The sequence below is a fragment of the Acutalibacter sp. JLR.KK004 genome, from assembly GCF_036941085.1.
GTDB lineage: Bacteria > Bacillota > Clostridia > Oscillospirales > Acutalibacteraceae > Acutalibacter.
The window spans coordinates 2,300,519-2,323,857 of sequence record NZ_JAYMNQ010000001.1; the positions used below are offsets into that span (position 1 = coordinate 2,300,519).

Genomic DNA, 23,339 nt, shown 5'->3' on the forward strand with positions numbered 1-23,339 from the left:
GTGTATTACGAAGCAAGCGATTTTTTAGAAACTGCGGACAGCGATACATTAAAGCAGATTGCCCGCACAAGGGAATTAACACGGGAATATTATTTCTCTGATTATGGAGATATGGAAAAACGCACTTCCATTCTTCGGAAGCTGTTGGGGGGAATTGGGGAAAATGTGGCAATCGACACACCTTTTCATTGTGATTATGGAAAAAATATTTTTTTGGGAAATGATGTGATAATCAATATGAATTGTACCTTTGTGGATAACAAAACTATCCGAATTGGTGACAGGGTTTTGATTGCTTCAAATGTGCAGATTTATACATCTTCGCACCCTGTTTTGCCAATGGAAAGGCTTGTGCCGGATTGGAGGGAACGCCAGACAACATTTTTTAGAACCTATGCACGTCCGATAGAGATAGAAAATAATGTCTGGATTGGCGGCGGCTGTATTCTTCTGCCAGGAGTCACCATAGGAGAAAACAGCGTAATAGGGGCTGGAAGTGTTGTAAACCGCCCTATCCCGGCTAATTGTGTTGCAGTAGGGAATCCATGCAGGGTGATACGTCATTTTGATACAGACAAAGAAAGGCGGCTACATGAAATATAAGCATATCGTTTTTGACATTGACGGTACTCTGATTGATACGGAATATGCTGTCTTACATTCCTTACAGGAAACCATAAGGGCATTGTCGGGGAGAGAGATACCATGCTCTGAACTAAAATTTGCGTTAGGGATTACCGGGATAGACGCTTTGAAAAAACTTGAGATAAAAGACATTTCCTATGCGACAGAATTATGGGATAAAAATATGTGTAAATATGCAGATACTATTAAAGTATTTGACGGAATAACCGGACTATTGAAAAATCTTCTAAGTCTGGATTATAAAATGGGAATTGTCACCTCAAAGACAAGGGAAGAATTTACACATGATTTTTGCCAGTTTGGTATCAGCCATTATTTTAAAACAATCATATGTGCGGACGATACACAGGAACATAAACCAAATGCCGCACCGCTTTTGAAATATGTGGAATTATCAAAAACAGAACATAGGAAAGTGCTTTATATCGGAGATAGCAAATATGACAGTATAAGTGCAGAAAATGCTGGAATTGATTTTGCTTTGGCAGTATGGGGTAGCCATAATAAGCACATACGGGCAGATTATTTTTTGGAAAGACCTGCCGACTTGTTCAATGCCATTAAGTTAAGCGCCCCCAAAGAGCCCCGCTATCGTGCCGGAAGATAAAACCAAGAAATCCGATTACCCGAGGAAACAGGTCTCTGGAAAGCCCGTCCCCGCCTTACCGGAAAGCGTTTCCTGTAAAGCAACCCTTCCAGTTCTCGAAAAGGTTTCCGTAAGAAAGCACAGCAGGCAAAGACAGCGTCGGAAAAATTGAGGCGCTGTTTTTGTTTTGTGTTGTGGCAGGAAAGCTTCACGTTCCAGGCTGCTGCCTGTGCAAAGTTAAAAATCAGGAAAGCAGCAAAAACCTCCTGTAAAATAAGTTCTGGAATTTTGGAGTGGAGATGAATGAGCGCCACTGAATATTTCAGGCTGCGGAAAGATGTTTCGATGCCCCAGCGTTTGGCGTAAAGAGCTTTCAAAGTTTCGGGCGGAAATTGATTTTTATTCAGATTTGTCAGGAAGGTTTCCGTTTTTCCATTGCAGAAATTTACGCGTACGATACGGAAAGAAAGCCGGTAAAAGCCAACGCTTTCTACAGGCAGGAAATCGAAAACACGCTGACTTGTAAGCTTATAATAATCTGCCGGAACAGGGATATTTCTTGTTTCCAGTTTTCGTTTTGTGAGGCGCCCCAAAGTGAGGCTTGCGGGTATATCAAATTCGGGAAAACAAGGAAGTTTTACACCAAAAACCGAATCCCTTTCCTTCAGGCGGATGACATATTTCCATCCCCGGTTTTCCAGATGCGCCAAGTTGTTCAGGGACGCATAGTTCCGGTCAGCTAAAAGGATAACCGGCTCTGAAATCCGCGAACGGTCTGTCATTTCACACAGAGCTTTGCCTTCATTTTTCTCGTGTTCCTTTTGGACAATTAAGTCTGTATAAATGCCGTTTTCCAAGTCAAAAAGAGCGTTTATCAGGTGCTTGTTCCAACCGTGCTGGCGGTCTGTTCCGGGCAGATAAGAAAGCAAATCTGCAGGGTATGCTGATGATTTCAAGGACGTTCCATCCACTGCCAGCAGCCGATATCCCCGGTACTTCTTTTCGGGGGTAAGTGAATTTGAAAAGCTGTGAAATAAGTCCTCCAAGGCTTTAGGCAAAAGCTTTTTCCGCTGCTGCACAAAGGCGGAGGCAGAAGGTGTTTTTTCTTGAAAACGGAAAGCTTTCATGAGATTTTTGCCCACGCTTTCACAGCTCATGGTGAGCAAGAAGAAAATGATATTTTCAAAATCCAGCGCCCTGCGGCGGGTGAAATCCCGTCCCGGCCGGCTGGCGTAAATTTGGGGATTCTTTCCCATTTTCCTTACCTGAGACAGCAGCTTTTTTCGTAAGTTTTTTGCGGTTTGTTTCATTTTATAAGCCCCTTGAAGTTTTTATTTTTCAAGGGGCTTCGCCGCATATTTTTCTCATTTTGTCAAGGGCTTTTTGCCGGTTTCTTTATCTTTTTACAAAATGCTTAACTTAATGGCATTGGCCGACTTGTTATCTTTTATAGCTTGAATAACAGTTCCTATTGTGGTGGAAAGGGGGAATTGCCAGTGACTTCTTCGGAAGCATACAAAGAACATATCGAATACACATTTAACGCTTTTTGCAGAATTGTTATACACTATGCAGCAATCAACGCATGGCGTGACAGGGACAAGCGGCGGCAAAGGGAAATATCTTTTGAATACCTCACAGAAGAAAAGTTTTATCCATTTTGTACGTCAGACACATATTTCATAGACCCTTACAAGCAATACCCTGTTACGATATGTGGTCAGAGGGTTATCCTCACAAATGGAAATCTTGCCGAAGCTCTGTCCTCTCTGCCGGAGAAAAAGAGGGAAATCATCTACCTATACTTTTTTGGACGTTACACACAGCAGGAAATCGGGGAACTATACGGACGCTGCCGGAGTACGGCGTGGCATCACATACACAGTGCCTTGCAAATGCTGCATAAGGAAATGGAGGTGCTTTTCCATGAGGAATCCTAAACTTGTACCGTATGAAACTATTGTCAGAGCAACCAGCGGAGAGCCGGAAGCCATTGACGAGGTTTTACGGCATTACAGCAAGCGAATCCGGCTTGCTTCCCTTGAAAACGGACAGGTCAACAAGGACACCGAGGACAACATTAAACGGCGGCTTATCGCTGCCCTGTTCCAGTTCCGCTTTGACGGACAGCCTACCTAACAGGAGGTGAGATTTGTCGCAAAAATAGTTATGCTTATGTTTAACGACACCGAAGAAAAAGCGGTTGAGAAAGCCATAGCCGCCCTTGCCGATATGATACCGCTGGAAGCCATGCAGCCGCCCCACTCCCCGGCACTTACTTTTCCGGGATTGGAAATCAGATTACACCAACGCCGGGTACTGAAAGACGGGTCAGACATTCCTCTCACACGTTTAGAGTACGGCACACTTTGCTACCTTGCCGCCAGTCCGGGGAGGGTATTCACAAAGGCGCAAATCTTTGAAGCCGTGTGGAGCATGGAAAGCGAAAGCTGCCAGTCAAATGTGGCAAATGTGATATGCAATCTACGGAAAAAGATAGAGCCGGACAGTGGCAAGCCCACTTACATAAAGACCGTTTTAGGCGTGGGCTACAAGTTTGCTTCCGGGGAATGATAACAGAATAACCGCCGCCCATCAGCGGCAGCCAAAGACAGGAAATCAAGAAAAGGTTGCCGGGGCAACCTACGGAATTTATAACAATGGCGAGCTGGTAGACACCTACACCACCGGGCCGGACGGCAGCTTTATGACCCGCTACTATGTCTGCGGCGATAACTGGACTGTCCGGGAGATTGATCCCAGCACCGGCTACCTCTTAAACGATACGGTCTATGAGGTGGGCGCTTCCCCGACCCTGTATGAAGTGGAACTGAACACCACCGAGAACCAGGTGACAGAAACAGTTATTTACGGAAATATCCAGCTTGTAAAGCATACGGACGACCTGGACCCGGATGTGTCCGGGGATGAAAATACGGACGAACCCAATGAGGGCGTCATTGAGCGCCCGGAGGTCGGTGCGGTCTTTGAGGTTTACCTGAAAGCGGCAGGCAGTTATGACGCGGCAAAGGAAAGTGAGCGTGACCTGCTGACAACGGATAATGATGGTTTTGCAGCTTCTAAAATGCTGCCTTATGGCCGTTATACGGTCCACCAGGTAGTCGGCGAAGAAGGAAAGGCGTTTATCCCGGACTTTACGGTCTTTATTTCCTCCAACGGCCAGACTTACAGCTATATCCTGAATAACCGTACCATCACGGCACGGCTGAAAGTGGAGAAATGCGACGTAGAGACCGGCAATATTATCCCGATGACGGGTACCGGCTTCCAGATCAAGGATTTGTCTACTGGGGAATTTGTCACTCAGGATATTTACTATCCGAACCCGGAAACCCTTGATACCTTCTATGTATCGGATGAAGGCTGGCTGATGCTGCCAGAGCCTCTGCACACCGGGGATTTTGAACTTTACGAGGTGGCGGCGCCCTACGGTTATGTGCTTTCCAGCGAGCCGGTACCGTTTACCATTGACGGCAGCGAGGCCGTTGTCACGGTTACACAGTACAATATGCCGCAGAAGGGGAAGCTTACCATCACCAAGACCGGCGAGGTATTCGCTTCCGTCCAGGAGAACGATGGGCTGTACCAGCCGGTATATGAAGTCATGGGTCTGCCGGGCGCGGTCTATGACGTGATCGCGGATGAAGATATTTATACCGGCGACGGTACGCTCAGGGCGGCAAAAGACACCGTTGTGGAAACCCTTACCACCGGGGAGGACGGCACCGCCCAGAGCGGGCTTCTTTACCTGGGACGCTACCGTCTGGAGGAACGCCAGGCACCGGAGGGGATGGTCTTAAATACCCAGCCGGAATATACCGAGCTTACCTATGCAGGCGAGACCGTGGAAGTGACACAGACAACCATCGGTCTTTATGACGAGCGCCAGAAGGTGGATGTAAGCCTTTCTAAAGCACTGGAAACAGACGACCTTTTTGGGCTTGGCATGAATGAGGAATACAAAGATATTTCTTTCGGGCTGTATGCTTCCGCAGACCTGACGGCCCTTGACGGCAGCGTGATCCCGGCTGGCGGGCTTTTGGAAGTGGTTTCTGTTTCCGCAAATGAGGCGGGCGGCTATGACGCTTTCTTTGCCTCCGACCTGCCTTTTGGCAGCTACTATGTGAAGGAACGCACCACAAACAGCGCCTATATCCTCTCTGATACCGAATATCCGGTTGTCTTTGAGTATGCCGGTCAGGAGGCGGCGCTGGTGCAGATTCTTGTCAATGAGGGCGAAGCGGTTTCCAATGACCTGCTGCGCGGGCGTGCGGACGGCGTGAAAGTCGGTGAAAACCCGGAGGGCGGCGAAGATGTGAAACTGGCCGGCGCACTGATGGGATTATTCAGGCCGGATACGGAGGAATTTACCGAGGAAAACGCCCTGATCACTGTTACGACCGGAGAGGACGGCAGCTTTGCCTTTGAGAATATCCCTTACGGCCACTGGATCGTAAAGGAAATTTCTTCTCCGGCACTTTATACGGTAAGCCCCGAACAGCACCATATCTATATTGGTGTAGATGGCCAGCGCATTGAAATCAAAGTGGAAAATACCCTGATCCGCGGCAGCGTGCAGGTGATGAAAACCGAAGCTGTGGACGAGCCTTCTTCTGTGGAGAAGGAGGACAAAGATAATAATACCTTCCTGCGTTTTCTCTCCGGCGCGGTATTCGAGCTGTATGAGGACACCAACGGCAATAAGGAATTTGATTCCGAAGATACGAAGATCGGCACACTGAAAGAATCGGATGCGGGCTACCACACCGCGGAGGGCCTTCTGGCAAAGGGCTACTTTGTGAAGGAAAGCAAGGCGCCGGAGGGCTACCAGCTTGACGAGAACGCCTACTACTTTGCCATCACAGAGGACGGCCAGGTGGCGGTTGTGGAAAACGGCGAGGCAGGACGGGGCTTTACCAATGAGGCGTACCGCGGAAACCTGAAAATCACGAAGGATTCCAGCGATGGGCGCAAGGATGGCTTTGCTTTTGAAGTTAAGAATGCGGATGGCTCCTACTGTGAAACTTTCACTTCTCCCAAATCCGGCGTGATTGAGGTCAAAGGGCTGCGTGTCGGCATTTATACCGTAACGGAAATCTCCAACCGGGCAAGCAGGGACTATATCATTCCCGACGCTGCTACCGTGGAGATCAAGGCGGATGAAACCGCGACGGTCCAGTTCTTCAATGAAAAGCCGGAGAAACCGACTACCCCGGATAACCCGGATAATCCGAAAACACCTTCCAATCCGTCCACACCGTCTAATCCTGATAAAGCGGTACCGCAGACCGGGGATGACAATTTCATTTTTCTGTATGGCGGGCTCCTGGCGCTGGCCGTAATCGGCGGCGGGCTGTTTGCCGCAGTCTATTTCAAAAAGGGCAAGTACAGCAGAAATACCCCAAAGAGAAAAGCTGTTGGCATTGCGGTGGTTTCCCTCTGTGGGTTGCTGGCACTTGGCAGCGGGTTCCTGATGGTATGCGACCTTAGCCAGTATTCAGAGAGCGCCGGAGCCTATGAGGACATTGCTTCCCATGTAGAGCTGCCGGAGCAGACCGAAGCGCTGGAGGACGATAATACGGAAATGGAACCTGCCGGGGAGGACCCTTCTGTGGTCCTCCCCACAGTGGATTTTGATGCGCTCCGGGAAACCGGGCCGGACATCATCGGGTGGCTTACCCTCCCTGATACGGCCATCAACTACCCGGTGACGCAGGCAGACGACAACGAGTATTATCTGCACCATCTGTATGACGGCACTTATAACAAGGCGGGCTGCCTGTTTGCAGACTATGAGAATCAGGAGGATTTTTCGGACCGCAATACCATTATCTACGGCCACAACATGCGGGACGGCTCCATGTTCGCTGCGCTGAATGAGTATGACGAACAGAGCTATTTTGACGGACACCCGCAGATGTACCTTGTCACCCCTGGCGGCGGCTATGTCGTGGAAATTTTTACGGCATTTGTGACAAGACCCAGCGAGTCCGGCAGCGACATTTCCCCCTGGCGTCTTAATTGGAAGGATGACGGCGCCTACACCACATGGCTTTCTGAAATGGCGGGCCGGTCTGTCATTGAAACCGATGTTACGGTGACTTCCAGTGACAAGGTGCTGACCCTTTCCACCTGTACGCCCGGAGGCGCGAGCCGCTTCATCGTCATGGGAAAACTGTTGGAAGTGGAATAACCGAATATTTTTAAGAAACCGGTGCGGGGGCAAAAGCTCCCGCACCCGCTATTTACAAGGAGGATTTTTCTATGGTGAATGCCATTGTTTCGATACCCGGCTATGTCCATCTGTACCGCTCCCTTCTGCGGTTCTATGATATGCCGGAAAATGAGGTCCGGGAAATGCTCTATCTTCTGAATACGGCGAACCTGGACTGCTACGAGTATTATCACCCGGAGCGTGATGTGATCCAGAGCGGGCCGGTGGCTTTTAGCGGCTGGCTGGAATATATGGACTGCCGCCCTTACCGGACAGAGGTACAGCTTTATAAATCCCTGCTATTCTTAAAGCGCAGCATTGACCGGGATCTGATCGTGACCTCACAGCGGGAGGCGCTGCAGACGCTCCGCTGTATCATTTCCAACCTGGAATACCGCTTCTATAAGGCGTATGGCATGGAGATTGAGGACAAGCGGACCGTGTACGGGGAATGTACCTACCGCCTGGTTCCCAGGGAGGACGAACCCAGCGTGTGCCTGATGCACGACTGGATTTATCTGCCGAGCGCCTGAAATGCAGCGGATAAGGGATATAATGCGTATTTTGTTCTGCTTCAAGTAAAACTGTCCCGGATTCCATACAGTATTCGGGACAAACCATTTTTCAAAGGAGGGATGCCATATCACACAACAGGAAGTCAATGCCGTATTTGACGAGCAGGTGCGGCTCTGCGCTGACATTCTGCAAAAGAAAACCAAAGAATACACTGGGGACGATACGGACCGGCTGGGAGCTTTTAAGGCGGCGGCAGCTTTGCAGCACACCACGCCGGAGCGTGCCCTTGCCGGGATGCTGGCGAAGCATATCGTCTCCCTGTATGACATGTGCTTTGACGGTGATACGGATTACGGTATAGGCACATGGAATGAAAAGATCACTGACAGCCTCAACTATCTGTTCTTATTGAAGGCTATTGTAAAGGAGGGACATACCAATCAACAGGATTGAAGTAAAAATATTGAACTGCCAGGCGGTACAGGAGGCCGAGAAGAACATGGTCTTTGCCGCCCGGCTCACCCAGAGGGGCCACCGGATCGCCACAATGGACGACCTGATGGCCCTTTATGAAAAATCGTTCAGCGGGGACACCGTGGCGGTAATCGGGAGCCTCCCGCACCCGACGGTACAGAAATTTGCGGTCATTACCGTTGCCGTTGTAGGAGCAAGCCGGCGCTTTCTGGCACAGATCACCAGACACCAGAACGAGGTGAAATTTATGAGTGCGTCCTTACAGTACAGCAATTATGCAGGGCAGGCAGATTTTGCCGTACCCTATGAGATTCTGGCCGCCCCAGCTGCGGTCCGGGAATTGTACTTAAAAAGCTGTCACGAAGGCATGGATTGCTATGAGCGGTTATGTAATGCCGGCGTGGGCCATGACGCGGCGGGATATGCCACACCCCAGGGGCTTCGGAATGTGCTGATTATCAGCGCCACACCCTATCAATGGAAACATATCATCGGCCAGCGGGTATGCCGGCGCAATACGGACGAGACCCGGATCGTGCTCCTGAAAATCTGGCAGGAGCTTTATATATTGAGCCCGGCGCTGTTTGCTCCCGGTCTTACAGGGTCGTTCTGCCAGCGGGACAAATGCCTGGAGGGGAAAATGACCTGCGGCAGAAAAATAGATGCGGATATGACGCTGGAGGAGCTTCTGAAAGCGGACTATCCGGCACTTTTTGAAGGAGGCGGCGCATGAAGATCAAACTGATTGACTTTGGCGTGCCGGAGAGCCGCCGTCCATTCCGTCCGCATGGGAACGATGCCGGCGCGGATGTATATATGCCCTATGACTGTACTTTGCAGCCTGGCGAGATTGCAAAGGTTCCTCTTGGGTTTGGAATTGAGGTGCCGGACGGCTATGCGGGCTATGTGTTTCCGCGTACCAGCATGGCCGTAAAGGGATTGGTCTGTGAGCTGCCGCCAGTGGATTCCGGCTACCGTGGGGAGATTCATGCGATCATCAGTAATGTAAGCAATCAGACACAGGAACTTTCCAAAGGCTCCCGCGTGGGCCAGCTTGTAATTACCCCGGTTGTGATCGCAGAATTTGTTACCGAACTTGGCGGACAGCGCGGCACAGGCGGATTTGGAAGTACAGGAAAATAAAAAAGTGACTTTTAGAGAGTAATTCGGGAATTATCGCCGGTAGTGGGATTGGGCATATCGGGAGGATTGCAGGGTACAATAAAAGAAAGGCAGCAAAAGGCGGTACACTGTCATAGCGTACCGCCCTGCTGCTTAAAACTGCTTTAATATGTCGTGATGCCCTACGTCCACCAGGATAATCATTTTGTCGCCTTCGTAATACCAGATAATGCGGATGTCCATGTTGACGCTGCACTCAAAAAGGTCTGTGGTTCCCTGGATGCGTTTGGTGCGCAGCGACGGGTGGGAAGGATTTTCGGCCAGAAGTTCCAGCTTGTTTTTAAGCTGCTTCTTCTCCTGTGCGGTCAGGCCCTTAAAATGCTTTTGGAAACGGGGCGTAAAGGTAAACTCATACGCCATCATTCCGCCTCCAATTTGTCAAACAGGGCGTCCACGCTGTCAAAGACAGGCTGCTCCCCGGATGCGATTTTTGCTTTTACATCCCCGATTTCTTCTTTAAGCTCGCTTAAATATTTTTTGGGGTAGACAACCACCGGCATAATGCAGATGGAGCCGTCCTTCTCGAAGATGTCCAGTTTATCGCCTTCGGACAGACCGAGTTTGACAATGATTTCTCTTGGAATTGTGACCTGGGCTTTTTGACGCAATTCGGCCAGCATACGATCATCTCCTTTGTTTTGAGTTTGAAAGTAGGAATTTCTCACTTTCTTACTTATAGTATATCCACTTTGAGGGATTTATGCAAGGGGTACGAAAAAAATTTACAAATAAAGCGGCCAGCACCGTGACCGCTTACTTTCTGCTATTGAGTTCTTTCATAATACCGAGGATATACTGCATGGATTTGGAGTCGAGCTGTTTCGCCTCTGCGGTAAATTCCCGCAAGGCTTCGGGGCAGGTGTTACCCTCATCAAAGAATTCCTGCGGTGTTACGCCTAAATATTCGCAGATATAGAAAAAAGACTGCATGGCGGGAAGTGACTTTTTGTTTTCAATGTTATTGATGTAGTTGTTTGCCTGTCCTAACGATAGAGACATATCGCGCGCAGATACGCCTTTCTGTGTCCGCAGCTTTGCCAGTCGTTCCGGGACAAAATCTTCATACATCGCCTTCACCTCCCATTCTGTAATAGATTGTACCTCACACCCTTGTATTATTCGCAAAGGGAAAAGGGGTGTTTTCGTTGACTTGCTAAATTAAATCTATTACAATATGGAAAGTGAAGAATAACACCTATCGGATGGAGGAATAGAAATGGAAGGAAAGACCTGCTGTGTCACCGGGCACAGAGATTTACCACAGAAAGAGATTAACCATGTAAAGGCAGCCCTGCGGCGTGCAATTGATTCTGCCGTTGCAGACGGGTTTACCCGCTTTATGAGCGGTTTTGCGGACGGCGTGGACCAGTATTTTGCCGAGATCGTGCTGGAGAAGAAAAAGACAAATCCCGCGCTGGAGCTGATTGCTGTCATTCCCTATCAAAAGCGCCTGGACAGCATGATGGCAAAGGGCCGGACTTATGAAATGCTGGAGGCTTGCGCGGATGTTGTTGTCATGCAGGAGAAATACCACCCCAGCGTCTATTCCCACCGGAACCGCTACATGGTGGAACACTCAGACCGGGTGATCGCTGTGTATGACGGGAGGGAAAAAGGAGGCACGGTTAGGGCCATCCGGTTTGCGCATCAATTTCGGAAAGAACTGCGGGAAATACCCGTAGGGCTGATCTTGGACAAAAACAGGACAAATCTTGGACAAAACCGGATATAAAAAAGTAGAGATACAGGCTGCTCTATGGTATAATAAATGTTCAACCGAGAAGGTCAGTGACAAATTCAGTTGGACTTACAGATAATGATAGATCACCTTTTGTGGAAATGGGAAACCACAGTTTGAAAGGAGTATTTGCATGAAACATGTATGTACGCTTATATCGGTGGCCGACATTAACGCCTCAAGAAAATTTTATGAGGATTTGTTCGGATTAGAGGTGTTCCAGGATTATGGCAGAAATATTGCTTTTACCTGCGGCCTGGCATTGCAGCAGGATTTTGACTGGCTTGTAGATCTGCCAAAAGAAAAGGTATTAAAGAAATCCAACAATGCGGAAATCGTCTTTGAGGAACAGGACTTTGACGGTTTTTTGAACAAGTTGAAAGAATACCCGGATATTGAATATCTGGGAGAAGTGATCGAGCATAGCTGGGGTCAACGGGTGATCCGGTTTTACGATTTGGACGGGCATATCATAGAGGTCGGCGAGGATATGAAAATGGTGATAAAGCGTTTTCTTGCTTCCGGCATGACAATGGAAGAAGTCTCTGTGAAAATGGACGCTTCTATTGAGGATTTGACAAAACTTCTAAACAGATAATACCTGATGGACGAATAAACAAATCGGGAATTTAGTGAGGTAAATATGATGGCAGAAAAGAAAGTTATTACAGAAACGGATAGATTGATTTTAAGAAGATATTGTAAAGAGGATTTACAAGATTTGTATGAATATTTATCTGATGAAGAAGTGGTAAAACATGAACCATATAAACCAATGAATATTAGTGAGGTGGAAGGAAATCTTGATTGGAGAATTTCAACCGAGGAAATGATTGCAGTTGAATTAAAATCTAATGGTAAAATGATTGGAAATGTGTATCTCGGAAAAAGAGAATTTGAATCTCTTGAAATTGGGTATGTATTTAATAAACAATATTGGGGACAAGGATATGCTAAGGAAAGTTGTACGGCTTTAATAAAGAAGGCATTTTCTGAAGGGATACATAGAATTTTTGCTGAATGTGACCCATGTAATTTGAATTCATGGAAACTACTTGAAAGATTAGGTTTTGAAAGAGAAGCACATTATAAACAAAATGTTTATTTTTGGAAAGATGATAATAACAATCCAATTTGGAAAGACACTTTTGTTTATGCTATATTAAACAAGTAAATGACTGCATAACTTGAATTTGTAGGACAAAAGAAAAGCCGGGACGCGGCAGCTTTTTAGTAACCACCGCGCCCCGGTTTTCTCATGGGTGCAGAGATTAGTTTGTTATGCAATAGAACGGCATTTTTGAGGGGAAAGGTATAATCCCTTGCCGCCTTATTTTCCCGCCCGGAAAGCCGCATAAATCAAGGCTTATTTCGCCCCTATCGCGTCACATTCGCCCGCATTTTCCTCATACGCTCGGCGGTCTACGGAATTATGTTATAGGCACTATTGCTTTTTGAGTTTCAAAATCATATAATAGGAACTGGCAATTCAGAAATAGATAAATCGGAATTTTGGAGGAGCTTGTTATGACGGAAACGATAGGTGTTGCGATTGGAATAGGTGTACTTGCACTTGTTTTTATATATCTTGGTTGCTTGATGTGGAAAAAGGAAAAAATCACTTTGCTTCATAGTTATCATTATGACAAAGTGTCTCCAAGTGATAAAAAGGTTTTTTGTAAAATATCAGGTTGGGGTGTTATTTTTATTGGAATTGGTCTTTTGGTGACTGCTATAATAATCGGTATAACAGATTCAGCATTAAGTTCTATCGCTTTTTCATTGGGATTTGTTGTGGGATTGGCGTTGCTGGTTTATGCAGGAGCAAAATATAACCGCTAATAGAGAAGAAACTTCCAGTTTAAAAAATGAGTAGAACAAGGAGAGTTGAAAATAAATATGTCAGAATTAACAGCTATGATGAATATTGGTAAAGAAATGGAAAAAAAGCTAATATCTGTTGGTATTGAATCTTCCGAGAAACTAATTGAGGTAGGTGCAAAAGACGCATTTCTTAGATTAAAGCAGAAATATCCAAATGTTTGTCTGGTACATTTATATACGTTAGAGGGGGCGATTCATGATACAGAGTATAACAGGCTTTCCGAAGATACAAAAAAGGAATTGAAAGAATTTAGTGATTTTTTGAAAAAGTAACAGCAACGTAAATTCCGGTTTATCAAACTGGAAAACTAGGATTTATCTTTCTTACATTAGGAGGTTCCATGAAAGGATTTAACCGATCAAATCAATTATTTTCCCTCTGCGGTTTGAATTGTGGGCTTTGCCCTATGTTCTTGAATAAATACTGTCCCGGTTGCGGTGGTGGTGAGGGGAATCAATCCTGCAAAATCGCAAGGTGCAGCATGGAGCACAACGGCGCTCAATACTGTTTCCAATGCAGCGAATACCCCTGTGAAAAATACGATCATATTGACGATTTTGATTCCTTTATAACACATCGAAGTCGAAAATCCGATATGGAAAAGGCCAAACAATTCGGGATAGACTCTTATAATGCAGAACAGACGGAAAAAGCAAAAATCCTGGGGATTTTCTTGTCGGGCTATAATGATGGCCGTAAAAAGACACTCTTTTGTGTAGCCGTCAACCTGCTAGAACTACAAGAGCTGCAAACGGTACTTAAAGAAATTGATCGTAAATCTGATATGGAAACAATGACGCTCAAAGAAAAAAGCGCTTTTGTTGCCGGATTACTGCAGGATGCAGCAGCAACAAAAAATATTGACTTAAAGCTCCATAAGAAAAAGGGATAATTTGAATATGCTATGGTTTTTACACATGAATCAATGCTTATAGATCATCTAATCTTCCCTTCCCCAAATTAAATATCTTTGAAACTGCGCCACATATTTTTGGTGGTGCTTTTTCTTTGTAATAAAATGCAAAGGTGCTGAAAGCCTTTGCGTTTTTTATTGACCAAACTCAATAAGGAGGCGATTCTTATGTGGAACATGATTACACACTTTCTTACATTCACAGGAGGGATGTCTGCCGGCGTTGTGCTGATGTGTCTTTTGCAGACAGGAAAGCAGGCGGACGAAGAATTTGAAGATATGCAAAGGAGGTCTGGACATTGAAGTTAGTAATTGCAGAAAAGCCCTCTGTCGCCATGTCGCTGGCGGCGGTTCTGGGCGCAAATGAGAAAAAAGACGGCTACCTGGAGGGCGGCGGGTACCTGGTGAGCTGGTGCGTGGGGCACCTTTTGGAGCTGGCGCAGCCGGAGGCTTATGGGGAACAGTATGCCAGATGGCGCTATGGCGATCTGCCGATTCTGCCGGAAACATGGAAATATGAAGTGCCGAAGGACAAGAAAAAGCAGCTTGACCTTCTTTGCCGGCTGATGAAAGACAAACGGGTGGATTCCGTGGTATGCGCTACCGACGCTGGACGGGAGGGCGAACTGATCTTCCGTCTGGTCTATGAACACGCCGGATGTAAGAAACCGATGGAACGCCTCTGGATTTCCAGTATGGAGGATGCGGCGATCCGTGACGGGTTTGAACACCTGCGTCCTGGCAGCGATTACGATAAGCTCTATGACGCGGCGGTCTGCCGGGCCGGGGCTGACTGGCTGATCGGTATTAACGCCACCCGGCTTTTCTCTGTCCTGTATGGCGTCACGCTCAATGTGGGGCGCGTCATGTCACCCACGCTGGCCCTTTTAGTCCAGCGGGAGGCGGATATTCAGGCATTTACGAGCAAGCCTTTCTATGTGCCGGAGATCACCTGCGGCGGCTTTACTGCCTCTGGGGAAAAGCTGTCCGGGAAAAATGAAGCTGAAAAAATCCGCAGGGACTGTGACGGGCAGGGTGCTTTAGTGCTGTCCGTGGAAAAGCAGGTCAAGACGGTGCAGCCGCCCCGCCTGTATGACCTGACAACCTTGCAGCGGGAATGTAACCGTATCTATGGTTATACGGCCCAGCAGACCCTTGATTATGTGCAAGCCCTCTATGAGAAAAAACTGGCGACCTATCCCCGGACGGACAGCCAGTATTTAACCGAAGATATGCAGGCAACCGCCGCTTCCCTGGTTCTCTGGCTGCGGGAACATATGCCCTTTGGAAAAGGCTGTGCAGGGGAACCGGATATTGACCACGTAATCGATGGCAGCAAAGTCACCGACCACCATGCCATTATCCCTACGGTGGAGATTGCCCGGACAGATTTATCGGAGCTCCCTTCCGGGGAGCGGGATGTCCTGACGCTGATCGCCGCAAGGCTGCTTTCTGCCACGGCACAAGCGCACTGGTTCGAGGCGGTGACGGCGGTTCTGGACTGCCAGGGTAATTCCTTTACAGCAAAGGGAAAAACCGTATTGCAGGCCGGATGGAAGGAAGTGGAACGCCTCTACCGCATAGAATTAAAAGAATTCAAGCCGGAGAATGACGAGAATACAGATGTCTCCCTCCCCGTGCTGCAAGAGGGGCAGATTTTTGAAACGGTCTCTACCAGCGTCCGGGAGGGCAAAACCTCCCCGCCGAAGCATTATACGGAGGATTCCCTTCTGGCAGCTATGGAGACCGCTGGTGCCGGGGATATGCCGGAGGATGCCGAGCGCAAGGGGTTAGGCACCCCGGCCACCCGTGCGGCTACACTGGAAAAACTGGTCTCTGCCGGATTTGTGGATCGGAAGAAAAAGCAGCTTATCCCAACGGAAAAAGGTACGAACCTGATCCTGGTCCTGCCGGACAATATTAAATCGCCAACGCTCACCGCAGAATGGGAATCCATGTTGAAGCAGGTGGAACGCGGCGAGCTGGCTGCAGAATCCTTTATGGGGCAGATTGCGGATATGAGCCGGACGCTGGTAAAGGAGCATGCCGCCCCGGAGGAACGCTTTGCCGTTCTGTTCCCGGATGCAAAAAGAAACGGGCGTGAGGCTGTCGGCATCTGCCCCCGCTGCGGCGGAACCGTATATGAGGGCAAAAAAGGATTCTTTTGTGATAACCAGGACTGTGCCTTTGCGCTGTGGAAAGACAATAAATTCTTTTCCGGAAAGAAAAAATCCATAACAAAATCCGTGGCGGCGGCCCTTCTGAAAGAGGGCCGCATTTCCATGTCCGGGCTTTACAGCGAAAAGACGGGCAAGACCTATGACGCGGTGGTGCTGCTGGATGATACAGGCGGAAAATATGTGAATTTCAAGCTGGAATTGCGGCCCGTACCCTGCGGGAGCATGACCTGAAGGACCAGGCAAAGGAAATGAAGGACCGGGTGTTTGCTTGCGGCAGTTACGGGGAGGCGCTTTGTATCATTGGCGAGTATGTCAATATCACGGATTCCGAAGCGGAGCCGGAACACAGACCTTCCCTCCGGCAGCAGATAAAAGACGCAAAGCAGACGGAGACGCCCCAAAAGCAGAAACCATCAAAACAGCAGGAACGATAAGGAGGATCAGAATGGGAAAAGAAACAACCTAGTCCCCTTGATGAAAGATACTGTAAAACATCTGCAGAATTATATGAAGGTGTTCCATCCGGGCGAAACATGGATGTCATCGGAATGGCTCTTTTATGTGGAGCGCAAAGGAATCCGTAACGCCATGTGCGATGATACGGCAAGGCTCCGGATTCAGAAATACGCCGCATCTGCAAGGGAGAAATGCCCGGATGTCCCCCTGAATGTCCACCCCCATTTGTGGAGACATACGAGGGCCATGCATTTATACCAACACGGCATGGATTTAACTTTAATCTCGCAATGGCTTGGACACAAACAGCTTGAAACCACGCTGATTTACGCACACGCAGATACAGAAGCGAAAAGGAAAGCAATCACGGAGGCAATGGCTTCTGATCCTTTCCTTGAAGCGGAGCCTGTTAATTATACCGTCAGTGATGAGGAAATCCTCAAACGTCTTTACGGTCTATGATGGACCTAAGATTATCCCGAATTATTCTCCCTAAGCGAGAGATTTAGGAAAGCTGACCGTGTAAATGACTAAAAAGTTATCCCGAATATTTCTCTAAGAAATGCCGCTATTACTGGCTTTCTTTGATGTATTCGGGATAATCTGACTTTCGGTATAACCGGTAGTTGAATCTGTTTACAGTTGCCGCATTGATAAACCTTTGATAACTGCCTATAATAGAGTTATTATTTTGAACTGCTATAACAGAGAAATGCAAAAATTAAATTTTTTGTCCGCTGTAACATTTCGCGGACATTTGCCTGTTATACTATCTGCAAAAAGCAAAGGAAGTGAGGATATGAAGCAGATTTTAATTGTCGAGGACGACAGTTTTTTGAATAAGATGTTGGCCTATAACCTGACCGCAGACGGGTACGGCGTGACTTCTGCCCTGAATGCCAGGACCGCAGCTGATGTCCTGCGCCAGCGGGAATTTGATTTAGTGCTGCTGGACATCAACCTGCCGGATGGGAATGGTTTTGAACTGTGCAGGCTGATAAAGCCCCAGCACCCGGACACCATTGTAATCTTCCTGACCGCCAACGATCAGGAGAGCGACCAGATACGGGGCTATGAAGTGGGCGCGGTGGATTACATCACAAAGCCCTTTGTGATCGGGGCCTTGCAGCGGAAAATCAAAGCCATGTTCGCCATGCTGGAACACCACAAACCGGCCAGGGATATTTACAACGACGGGCGGCTGTTTCTGGACTTCTCGGAGCAGACAGCTTCCTTAAACGGCAAGCCCCTGACCCTATCCCCGATGGAATACAAAATGCTGAACCTGTTCCGTAAAAATCCCCGGCAAGTGCTGACCCGTGGGCAGCTTCTGGAAAAGCTGTGGGATATAGACGAGAAGTTTGTGGATGAACACACCCTGACAACCTCCATCAGCCGGATTCGCAGCAAGATCGAATCCGACGGCGGCACGCCCTACATCAAGACCGTTTACGGCATGGGCTATCAGTGGACGGGAGGCGAGGCGAAATGAAGTTTCAAAACCTATCTGTAAAGCGGCTGTTTGGCCGGGTGGCAATAGGGCTTGTCCTCTCTATGTCCGGGATTACCATAGCCCTGTTTTTTGTGACAAAACAAACGGCGGCGCTGCTGACTGGCGGGGCGCTGCTGCTGTGCGCCCTTGTGGGGATTTTTGTACTGACGCAGGTGTTTGGAAAGCGGCTGTCGCAGTTTACCGCTGACCTATGCCAGACCTTAGACCACATGATCGCCGGAAATGAAGCGCCCCAGCGCCCGGAGGACAGCGAAACCCAGCTTGCCAGAATCGGACACCGGCTGGCAAGGCTTTATCAGATTATGCAGGAGAACCGCCGTCTTGTGGACGAGGAACGGCAGGAGTTACAGGCCCTTGTATCGGATATTTCCCATCAGGTGAAAACGCCGGTAAACAACCTGAAAATGGCGGCGGACACCCTGCTGGAAAAGCCTATGACCGAGGCGGAGCGTACTGACTTTATCCGGGGAATCCGCAGCCAGACGGATAAGCTGGATTTTCTCTTTCAGGCCCTTGTGAAAACCTCCCGGCTGGAAACGGGCGTGATCCAGTTGGATAAGAAACCGGGCCGCCTTTTTGATACCGTGGCGCAGGCTATGAGTGGGATTGTGTATGCAGCGGAGAAAAAGGAAATCACCGTGTCCGTGGACTGCCCGGAGGATTTGGCCGTTTCCCATGACAGCAAGTGGACATCCGAAGCCCTCTTTAACTTGCTGGACAATGCGGTGAAGTACACCCTGGCAGGCGGGAAAATCGCTGTGTCGATGGTACTGTGGGAAATGTATGTGGAGATCAAAGTGACTGACACCGGCAAGGGCATTTCTGAAAGCAATCAGGCCGCCATCTTCCGGCGCTTTTATCGTGAGGAAGAAGTACACGAACAGCAGGGCGTTGGCATTGGCCTGTATCTGGCCCGCAAGATCATAACGCGGCAGGGCGGCTATATCAGAGTGGTTTCGGAGCCGGGCAGGGGTTCGGAATTTTCCATTATGCTGCCTACAAAATGAAAGTAAATGAGCGAGGTGTTTCTATTATGAATGAACGAGAAAAAACGATCCGACTGTGGTTTGATATGTGGCTTTATCAGAAAGATATGGGCATTGATGATATTTTTACAGAAGATGTCCTCTATACAGAAAGTTGGTGTCCCCAGTATAGCAATCGTAAAACCGTAAAGCATTGGTTTCAGGAGTGGAATACCCGTGGAAAGGTGGTAATTTGGGAAATCAGGCAATTCTTCCATAAAGAAAATCAAACGATTGTAGAATGGTATTTCAAAAATGAAATGAACAATGGGGATATAGAGGAATTTGACGGCATTTCTTTGGTTGAATGGACAGAGGACAATAAAATAAAAGCATTAAAAGAGTTTGGGTGTAACCGCAATACTTATAATCCCTATCAAGAAAGCGACATCCCTCAATTTAGAAATCAAAAGGCGAATTGGTTTTAGAAGTGTATGAAGTTCTATACAATTCGGAGAGGCTTGTGTTTTCTTAAAAAGTTTAAAAATGAAAAGGAGAATGAATATGGAAATGAGCTATACAAAAATTGATTTGAATGAGTGGAGCAGAGGAAAGCTATTTAAGAGCTACATTGAAAATATGCGTATTGTTATGAGCTTAACTGTGGAGATTGATGTGACAAATCTAATAGAATTTTCAAAGAGAAATAATCTAAAATTTTATCCGTCTATGATATGGATTGTATCAAAAGTTGTTAATACACATGATGAGTTTAAATATAGCTGGAACGATACTGGTGATCTAATAAAATGGAATTTTATTAGTCCGTCATATACAGAATTTCATAAAGAAGATGAAAATTTCACAAAATTAGTCACGGAATTTTCTGATGATATATTTGAATTTTCTGAGCGTTTCATGGCTGACAAAGAAAAACATGAAGCGGATCGAGCTTTTGTGGAAAACCAGCCCTTGAACTTTTTTGATGTATCTTGTTTACCATGGGTAAAATACAGCCACTTTGATGTTCATGTTTTTGATGAGGGTAAATTTCTTGCACCAGTCATTACCTGGGGAAAGTATGAAATGTCACATGGCAGGTACATGATGCCGCTTACTATGAACATTCATCATGCTGTGGCAGATGGGTTTCATTTGTGTAGATTTTTTAATGAGGTACAAGAACTGATAAATACACTTGACGGAGGTAATAAAGATGTATAATGCAAAATAGAAGAAATGGAAAAGCAAAGTTATCGGCTTGTCACAATGTCATTTTGGGGAACAGAAAGAGCTGTATTAGTTTTCAAAAAGGGGCTGAAAGGCAGCTTGTTTTGAACTGCTGCTGTCTTTCAATTTTAGTAAAATAGAACGTGGCGGACGGCCATTCCCGGCTGCCCGCCGTAAATTTTTTTGAAATGTCCGAGCTTTGTAACATTTCACCCCGATTTTTAATGAAACTTTTTGGCCGCTGTAACATTTCGCGGACATTTGGGTTTTACAATACCCTTATCAAATATGGAGGTGATACAACTATGACATGGCCTTTTGAAAACGATACAAGCGCCATTACAAAAAAGTTGGCAAAACGAAACTTAAAAGCAGATAAAAGTAGAAACATCCTCATTATCATTACGATTGCCTTAGCTACCTGTTTGGTAATGACAACGACCTTGTATTTTTTTGCTTCGCAGCGAAAATCATTAAATGATGCGGCTGGGCGTTATCAAGCAATTATCAATGAAGTCGATAATGATACCATTACGAAATTATTAAATGACGATAGGATTCAAGTGGGTGTAAGTCATTTGTTGGGTTTAGTATCTTATGGGGACTACAAATTAACCGTTCGTTCAATGGACGAAACGATAATGAAATTAGCAAAATATCCTGATTTAGAGGGAGAATTGCCCAAATCTACAAATGAAATTGCTATCACAAAGGCGTTTCTTGATAGAGCTGGATTGTCCAAATCCATAGGCGATACTATATCGTTAAATCTGGGAGATGGAGAAAAGGATTATACCTTATGTGGTATTTTGCCTGTCGAAAATTCAAATTATTCCGTATTCGTGTCGCAGTCCTATATTGAAAACAAGATCAGCGAACCGGCATACTCCGCTTATATCCGTTTGAATGAATCTGATGGCTGGTCTAAGGCCGCTATACAAGCTGAATTATCAACATTGTGCAGAGAATTGGAAATACAGCCGGAGCAAATGCAGTTTTCAACATATTATTTTTCTCTCATTGAGCAGAGAAGCAGCCAATATATCGCTGTAATAGCATTTATCAGTCTTATTATCGCTTTGGCTTGTACCCTTGTTATTTACAGCCTGTTCTATGTGTCCATAGCCAGAAAAACAAAAGAATATGGGAAACTGCGGACAATAGGGGCAACTGGAAAACAGATGAAAAAAATCGTTTTTAGAGAGGGATTCCATCTTTCCAGAATTGGTATTCCGATTGGAATATTAGCCGGTGCAATAGCGGGATATGTCCTTGTCCCACAAGGCTGGAACACTTTAATGGTATTTGTAATTGCCGCTGTCACAGCTCTGTTTGTGTATCTATGCGTTATGATTGCTGTAATTAAGCCAGCCAAAACTGCTGCTCATGTTACGCCTATTGAAGCAGTCCGTTATATGGCGGGCAATAATGATGTAATGTCCAACAGTACAAAAGTGTTGCATCGTTCTCTATCCGCGAAAAATTTAGCTTTCCTTAATTTTGCAAGGAACAGAAAGAAAACCGCTTTAACGATCCTGTCGTTAGGGGTATGTGGAATTTTGCTGATGGCAAGCTCTGCATATTTTAATTCCATTGATCCTTTAGCGATGGCGCGCAGGAGTTTTCCTTACGGAGAAATTCGCCTTGAATTAGGCGATTACGGGCCGCAGGCACATAACAGCGAACAATATTCAGAACTCCAAAAATCAAATCTGCTCACAGAAGATTTTAGAGAATCCATTTTGGACATAGATGGTGTGGAAGAAATAAAAGAATACCAGGGCACCGTTTTGAATGTCCGTATGCCAACGGGAGATATTGAACCGGTTGTTTCAGACGCATATATGCCAAGCTCTCAAAAATTGCTTGAAGAATATTTGATTGATGGTACAGCAGATTTGCAAGCACTACTCAATAATAATGGCATTATTATTGAAAATGGCCCACAGTGGAAAGAAACTTTTGGGTGGGATGCAGCGATTGGGGACGAACTTCTGATTGAAGTTGGCGGACAAACATTGGAAGTAAAAGTAATGGGAATTGTGGACGCTGATATCCCGTATGGCGGATATGATACGCTATTTATTCCTTTAGAAATGCTGTCAAAGATCGTTCCTGTTGAAAACCTCAATTATCAATTTATTGTAGATACAGATGACAGTAAATGGGCAGCTGCAAAAGATGAAATCCAAAAGATAATTCCACCGGCTTCCAGCGTCTATGTTAGTACCTTGAATGATTGGGTAGAGGCATACAACGAAAAACTATTGAATTATCGTATGCCAGTTTACATTTTTGTTATGTTTATCGGGGTTTTTGGCATTATCAATCTGCTAAACACACTGATAACAAACATCTTGACACGGAAGCGAGAATTAGGTGTTTTGCAAGCGGTTGGTTTGAGCAGTAAGCAGCTTTCAAAAATGTTATTGATAGAGGGCTTGTTCTATACATTAGGGGTGCTGCTTCTTTCCATATCATGCGGAACTCTTATCGGGTATCTTCTCTGCACCGTCTTTAGTGCAATGAGTATTTTTGGAAAAGTAAGCTATCATTTTCCGACAGTTGAAATGTTCAGTTATTTTATACTGATGCTTGCCGTCCAAATGCTTTTCTCGTATTTGGCAATCCGGCAGATAAAAAAACAATCTCTGGTAGATCAAATACGGGAATTATCATAGAAATTTTTGAAATGTCCGAGCGTTGTAACATTTCACCCCGGTTTTCAATAAAGTTTTTTGGCCGCTGTAACATTTCGCGGACATTTGGGTTTTACAATACCCTTATCAACAGGCAGAAAGCCTTGAAAGGAGTTTTGAAT

Annotated in this window: 28 protein-coding genes and 1 pseudogene; 25 read left to right on the top strand and 4 right to left on the bottom strand. The window is 46.5% G+C overall.

Annotation, left to right across the window (positions count from 1 at the left end; genetic code table 11):
• Window positions 1-603, top strand: a complete 603-nt coding sequence (locus VSQ30_RS12550; protein WP_016220908.1) for a sugar O-acetyltransferase — start codon at window positions 1-3, stop codon at window positions 601-603.
• A complete protein-coding gene (locus VSQ30_RS12555) occupies window positions 593-1,252 on the top strand; it encodes an HAD family hydrolase (protein ID WP_334464413.1) in 660 nt (219 codons plus the stop codon). Before VSQ30_RS12550 ends, VSQ30_RS12555 begins: the two co-directional genes overlap by 11 nt.
• On the opposite strand, the gene VSQ30_RS12560 is transcribed toward VSQ30_RS12555, so the two are convergent.
• Window positions 1,234-2,541: an IS4 family transposase gene (locus VSQ30_RS12560; protein ID WP_334461212.1), complete on the bottom strand. Its 1,308-nt coding sequence runs from the start codon at window positions 2,539-2,541 to the stop codon at window positions 1,234-1,236. The genes VSQ30_RS12555 and VSQ30_RS12560 overlap by 19 nt on opposite strands.
• Window positions 2,542-2,727: 186 nt before the next feature.
• Here VSQ30_RS12560 and VSQ30_RS12565 point away from each other — a divergent pair, with 186 nt between their 5' ends.
• From VSQ30_RS12565 to VSQ30_RS12600, 8 genes are all read left to right on the top strand, one after another.
• Window positions 2,728-3,171, top strand: coding sequence for an RNA polymerase sigma factor (locus tag VSQ30_RS12565; protein ID WP_004056520.1), 444 nt, complete (start codon window positions 2,728-2,730; stop codon window positions 3,169-3,171).
• Window positions 3,158-3,370 carry a helix-turn-helix domain-containing protein gene (locus tag VSQ30_RS12570; protein ID WP_004056518.1) on the top strand — a complete coding sequence of 71 codons (213 nt, stop codon included), beginning with the start codon at window positions 3,158-3,160 and terminating at the stop codon, window positions 3,368-3,370. Before VSQ30_RS12565 ends, VSQ30_RS12570 begins: the two co-directional genes overlap by 14 nt.
• A gap of 36 nt (window positions 3,371-3,406) precedes the next feature.
• Window positions 3,407-3,805: a winged helix-turn-helix domain-containing protein gene (locus VSQ30_RS12575; protein WP_207900961.1), complete on the top strand. Its 399-nt coding sequence runs from the start codon at window positions 3,407-3,409 to the stop codon at window positions 3,803-3,805.
• The gene (gene srtB, locus VSQ30_RS12580; protein WP_334464414.1) at window positions 3,789-7,445 is read left to right on the top strand and encodes a class B sortase; all 3,657 of its coding nucleotides are present in this window, start codon (window positions 3,789-3,791) and stop codon (window positions 7,443-7,445) included. Before VSQ30_RS12575 ends, srtB begins: the two co-directional genes overlap by 17 nt.
• A 71-nt stretch (window positions 7,446-7,516) precedes the next feature.
• Complete coding sequence (locus tag VSQ30_RS12585) at window positions 7,517-7,999, top strand: hypothetical protein (protein ID WP_334464415.1); 483 nt, start codon at window positions 7,517-7,519, stop codon at window positions 7,997-7,999.
• Between the two features lie 148 nt (window positions 8,000-8,147).
• Entirely contained in the window at window positions 8,148-8,435 is a 288-nt protein-coding gene (locus VSQ30_RS12590) for a hypothetical protein (protein ID WP_120484350.1), read from the top strand.
• A gap of 10 nt (window positions 8,436-8,445) precedes the next feature.
• Entirely contained in the window at window positions 8,446-9,189 is a 744-nt protein-coding gene (locus VSQ30_RS12595) for an FAD-dependent thymidylate synthase (protein ID WP_502876250.1), read from the top strand.
• The gene (locus VSQ30_RS12600; RefSeq protein ID WP_334464416.1) at window positions 9,186-9,599 is read left to right on the top strand and encodes a dUTP diphosphatase; all 414 of its coding nucleotides are present in this window, start codon (window positions 9,186-9,188) and stop codon (window positions 9,597-9,599) included. Before VSQ30_RS12595 ends, VSQ30_RS12600 begins: the two co-directional genes overlap by 4 nt.
• Window positions 9,600-9,731: 132 nt before the next feature.
• On the opposite strand, the gene VSQ30_RS12605 is transcribed toward VSQ30_RS12600, so the two are convergent.
• From VSQ30_RS12605 to VSQ30_RS12615, 3 genes are all read right to left on the bottom strand, one after another.
• Window positions 9,732-10,001 carry a type II toxin-antitoxin system RelE/ParE family toxin gene (locus VSQ30_RS12605; protein WP_289225872.1) on the bottom strand — a complete coding sequence of 90 codons (270 nt, stop codon included), beginning with the start codon at window positions 9,999-10,001 and terminating at the stop codon, window positions 9,732-9,734.
• Window positions 9,998-10,258 carry an AbrB/MazE/SpoVT family DNA-binding domain-containing protein gene (locus VSQ30_RS12610; RefSeq protein WP_006861305.1) on the bottom strand — a complete coding sequence of 87 codons (261 nt, stop codon included), beginning with the start codon at window positions 10,256-10,258 and terminating at the stop codon, window positions 9,998-10,000. The genes VSQ30_RS12605 and VSQ30_RS12610 overlap by 4 nt, the downstream gene beginning before the upstream one ends.
• A gap of 133 nt (window positions 10,259-10,391) precedes the next feature.
• Complete coding sequence (locus tag VSQ30_RS12615; protein ID WP_053769357.1) at window positions 10,392-10,706, bottom strand: helix-turn-helix domain-containing protein; 315 nt, start codon at window positions 10,704-10,706, stop codon at window positions 10,392-10,394.
• A 148-nt stretch (window positions 10,707-10,854) separates the two neighbouring features.
• Between VSQ30_RS12615 and VSQ30_RS12620 the strand changes: the two genes are divergently transcribed.
• The 15 genes and pseudogenes from VSQ30_RS12620 to VSQ30_RS12690 all read left to right on the top strand — a co-directional run bounded on the left by VSQ30_RS12620 (window position 10,855) and on the right by VSQ30_RS12690 (window position 23,199).
• Window positions 10,855-11,370 (top strand): SLOG family protein, encoded by a 516-nt coding sequence (locus VSQ30_RS12620; RefSeq protein WP_334464419.1) that lies wholly within the window; start codon window positions 10,855-10,857, stop codon window positions 11,368-11,370.
• Between the two features lie 139 nt (window positions 11,371-11,509).
• Window positions 11,510-11,974, top strand: a complete 465-nt coding sequence (locus tag VSQ30_RS12625) for a VOC family protein (protein WP_135991988.1) — start codon at window positions 11,510-11,512, stop codon at window positions 11,972-11,974.
• A 45-nt stretch (window positions 11,975-12,019) separates the two neighbouring features.
• Window positions 12,020-12,550, top strand: a complete 531-nt coding sequence (locus VSQ30_RS12630) for a GNAT family N-acetyltransferase (protein WP_330572349.1) — start codon at window positions 12,020-12,022, stop codon at window positions 12,548-12,550.
• A gap of 353 nt (window positions 12,551-12,903) precedes the next feature.
• The gene (locus VSQ30_RS12635; protein WP_334464420.1) at window positions 12,904-13,218 is read left to right on the top strand and encodes a DUF3784 domain-containing protein; all 315 of its coding nucleotides are present in this window, start codon (window positions 12,904-12,906) and stop codon (window positions 13,216-13,218) included.
• A gap of 57 nt (window positions 13,219-13,275) precedes the next feature.
• Window positions 13,276-13,533: a TfoX/Sxy family DNA transformation protein gene (locus tag VSQ30_RS12640; protein ID WP_334464422.1), complete on the top strand. Its 258-nt coding sequence runs from the start codon at window positions 13,276-13,278 to the stop codon at window positions 13,531-13,533.
• A gap of 68 nt (window positions 13,534-13,601) precedes the next feature.
• A complete protein-coding gene (locus VSQ30_RS12645; protein ID WP_334464424.1) occupies window positions 13,602-14,153 on the top strand; it encodes a DUF3795 domain-containing protein in 552 nt (183 codons plus the stop codon).
• A gap of 189 nt (window positions 14,154-14,342) precedes the next feature.
• Complete coding sequence (locus VSQ30_RS12650; protein ID WP_334464426.1) at window positions 14,343-14,477, top strand: DUF3789 domain-containing protein; 135 nt, start codon at window positions 14,343-14,345, stop codon at window positions 14,475-14,477.
• Window positions 14,474-16,585, top strand: a complete 2,112-nt coding sequence (locus VSQ30_RS12655; protein ID WP_334464428.1) for a DNA topoisomerase 3 — start codon at window positions 14,474-14,476, stop codon at window positions 16,583-16,585. The genes VSQ30_RS12650 and VSQ30_RS12655 overlap by 4 nt, the downstream gene beginning before the upstream one ends.
• A 17-nt stretch (window positions 16,586-16,602) precedes the next feature.
• Entirely contained in the window at window positions 16,603-16,788 is a 186-nt protein-coding gene (locus VSQ30_RS12660; RefSeq protein ID WP_502876251.1) for a hypothetical protein, read from the top strand.
• Window positions 16,789-16,813: 25 nt separating this feature from the next.
• Window positions 16,814-17,272: pseudogene (locus VSQ30_RS12665) on the top strand (tyrosine-type recombinase/integrase); the annotation flags it as partial.
• 337 nt (window positions 17,273-17,609) lie between these two features.
• A complete protein-coding gene (locus VSQ30_RS12670; RefSeq protein ID WP_160267771.1) occupies window positions 17,610-18,302 on the top strand; it encodes a response regulator transcription factor in 693 nt (230 codons plus the stop codon).
• Window positions 18,299-19,330, top strand: coding sequence for a sensor histidine kinase (locus VSQ30_RS12675; protein WP_334464430.1), 1,032 nt, complete (start codon window positions 18,299-18,301; stop codon window positions 19,328-19,330). Before VSQ30_RS12670 ends, VSQ30_RS12675 begins: the two co-directional genes overlap by 4 nt.
• 26 nt (window positions 19,331-19,356) lie before the next feature.
• Window positions 19,357-19,776 carry a nuclear transport factor 2 family protein gene (locus VSQ30_RS12680; protein WP_016323777.1) on the top strand — a complete coding sequence of 140 codons (420 nt, stop codon included), beginning with the start codon at window positions 19,357-19,359 and terminating at the stop codon, window positions 19,774-19,776.
• A gap of 76 nt (window positions 19,777-19,852) precedes the next feature.
• Entirely contained in the window at window positions 19,853-20,512 is a 660-nt protein-coding gene (locus VSQ30_RS12685) for a CatA-like O-acetyltransferase (RefSeq protein WP_160275149.1), read from the top strand.
• A 311-nt stretch (window positions 20,513-20,823) separates the two neighbouring features.
• Window positions 20,824-23,199 carry an ABC transporter permease gene (locus tag VSQ30_RS12690; RefSeq protein WP_334464433.1) on the top strand — a complete coding sequence of 792 codons (2,376 nt, stop codon included), beginning with the start codon at window positions 20,824-20,826 and terminating at the stop codon, window positions 23,197-23,199.
• The last annotated feature ends 140 nt before the right edge of the window (window positions 23,200-23,339 follow it).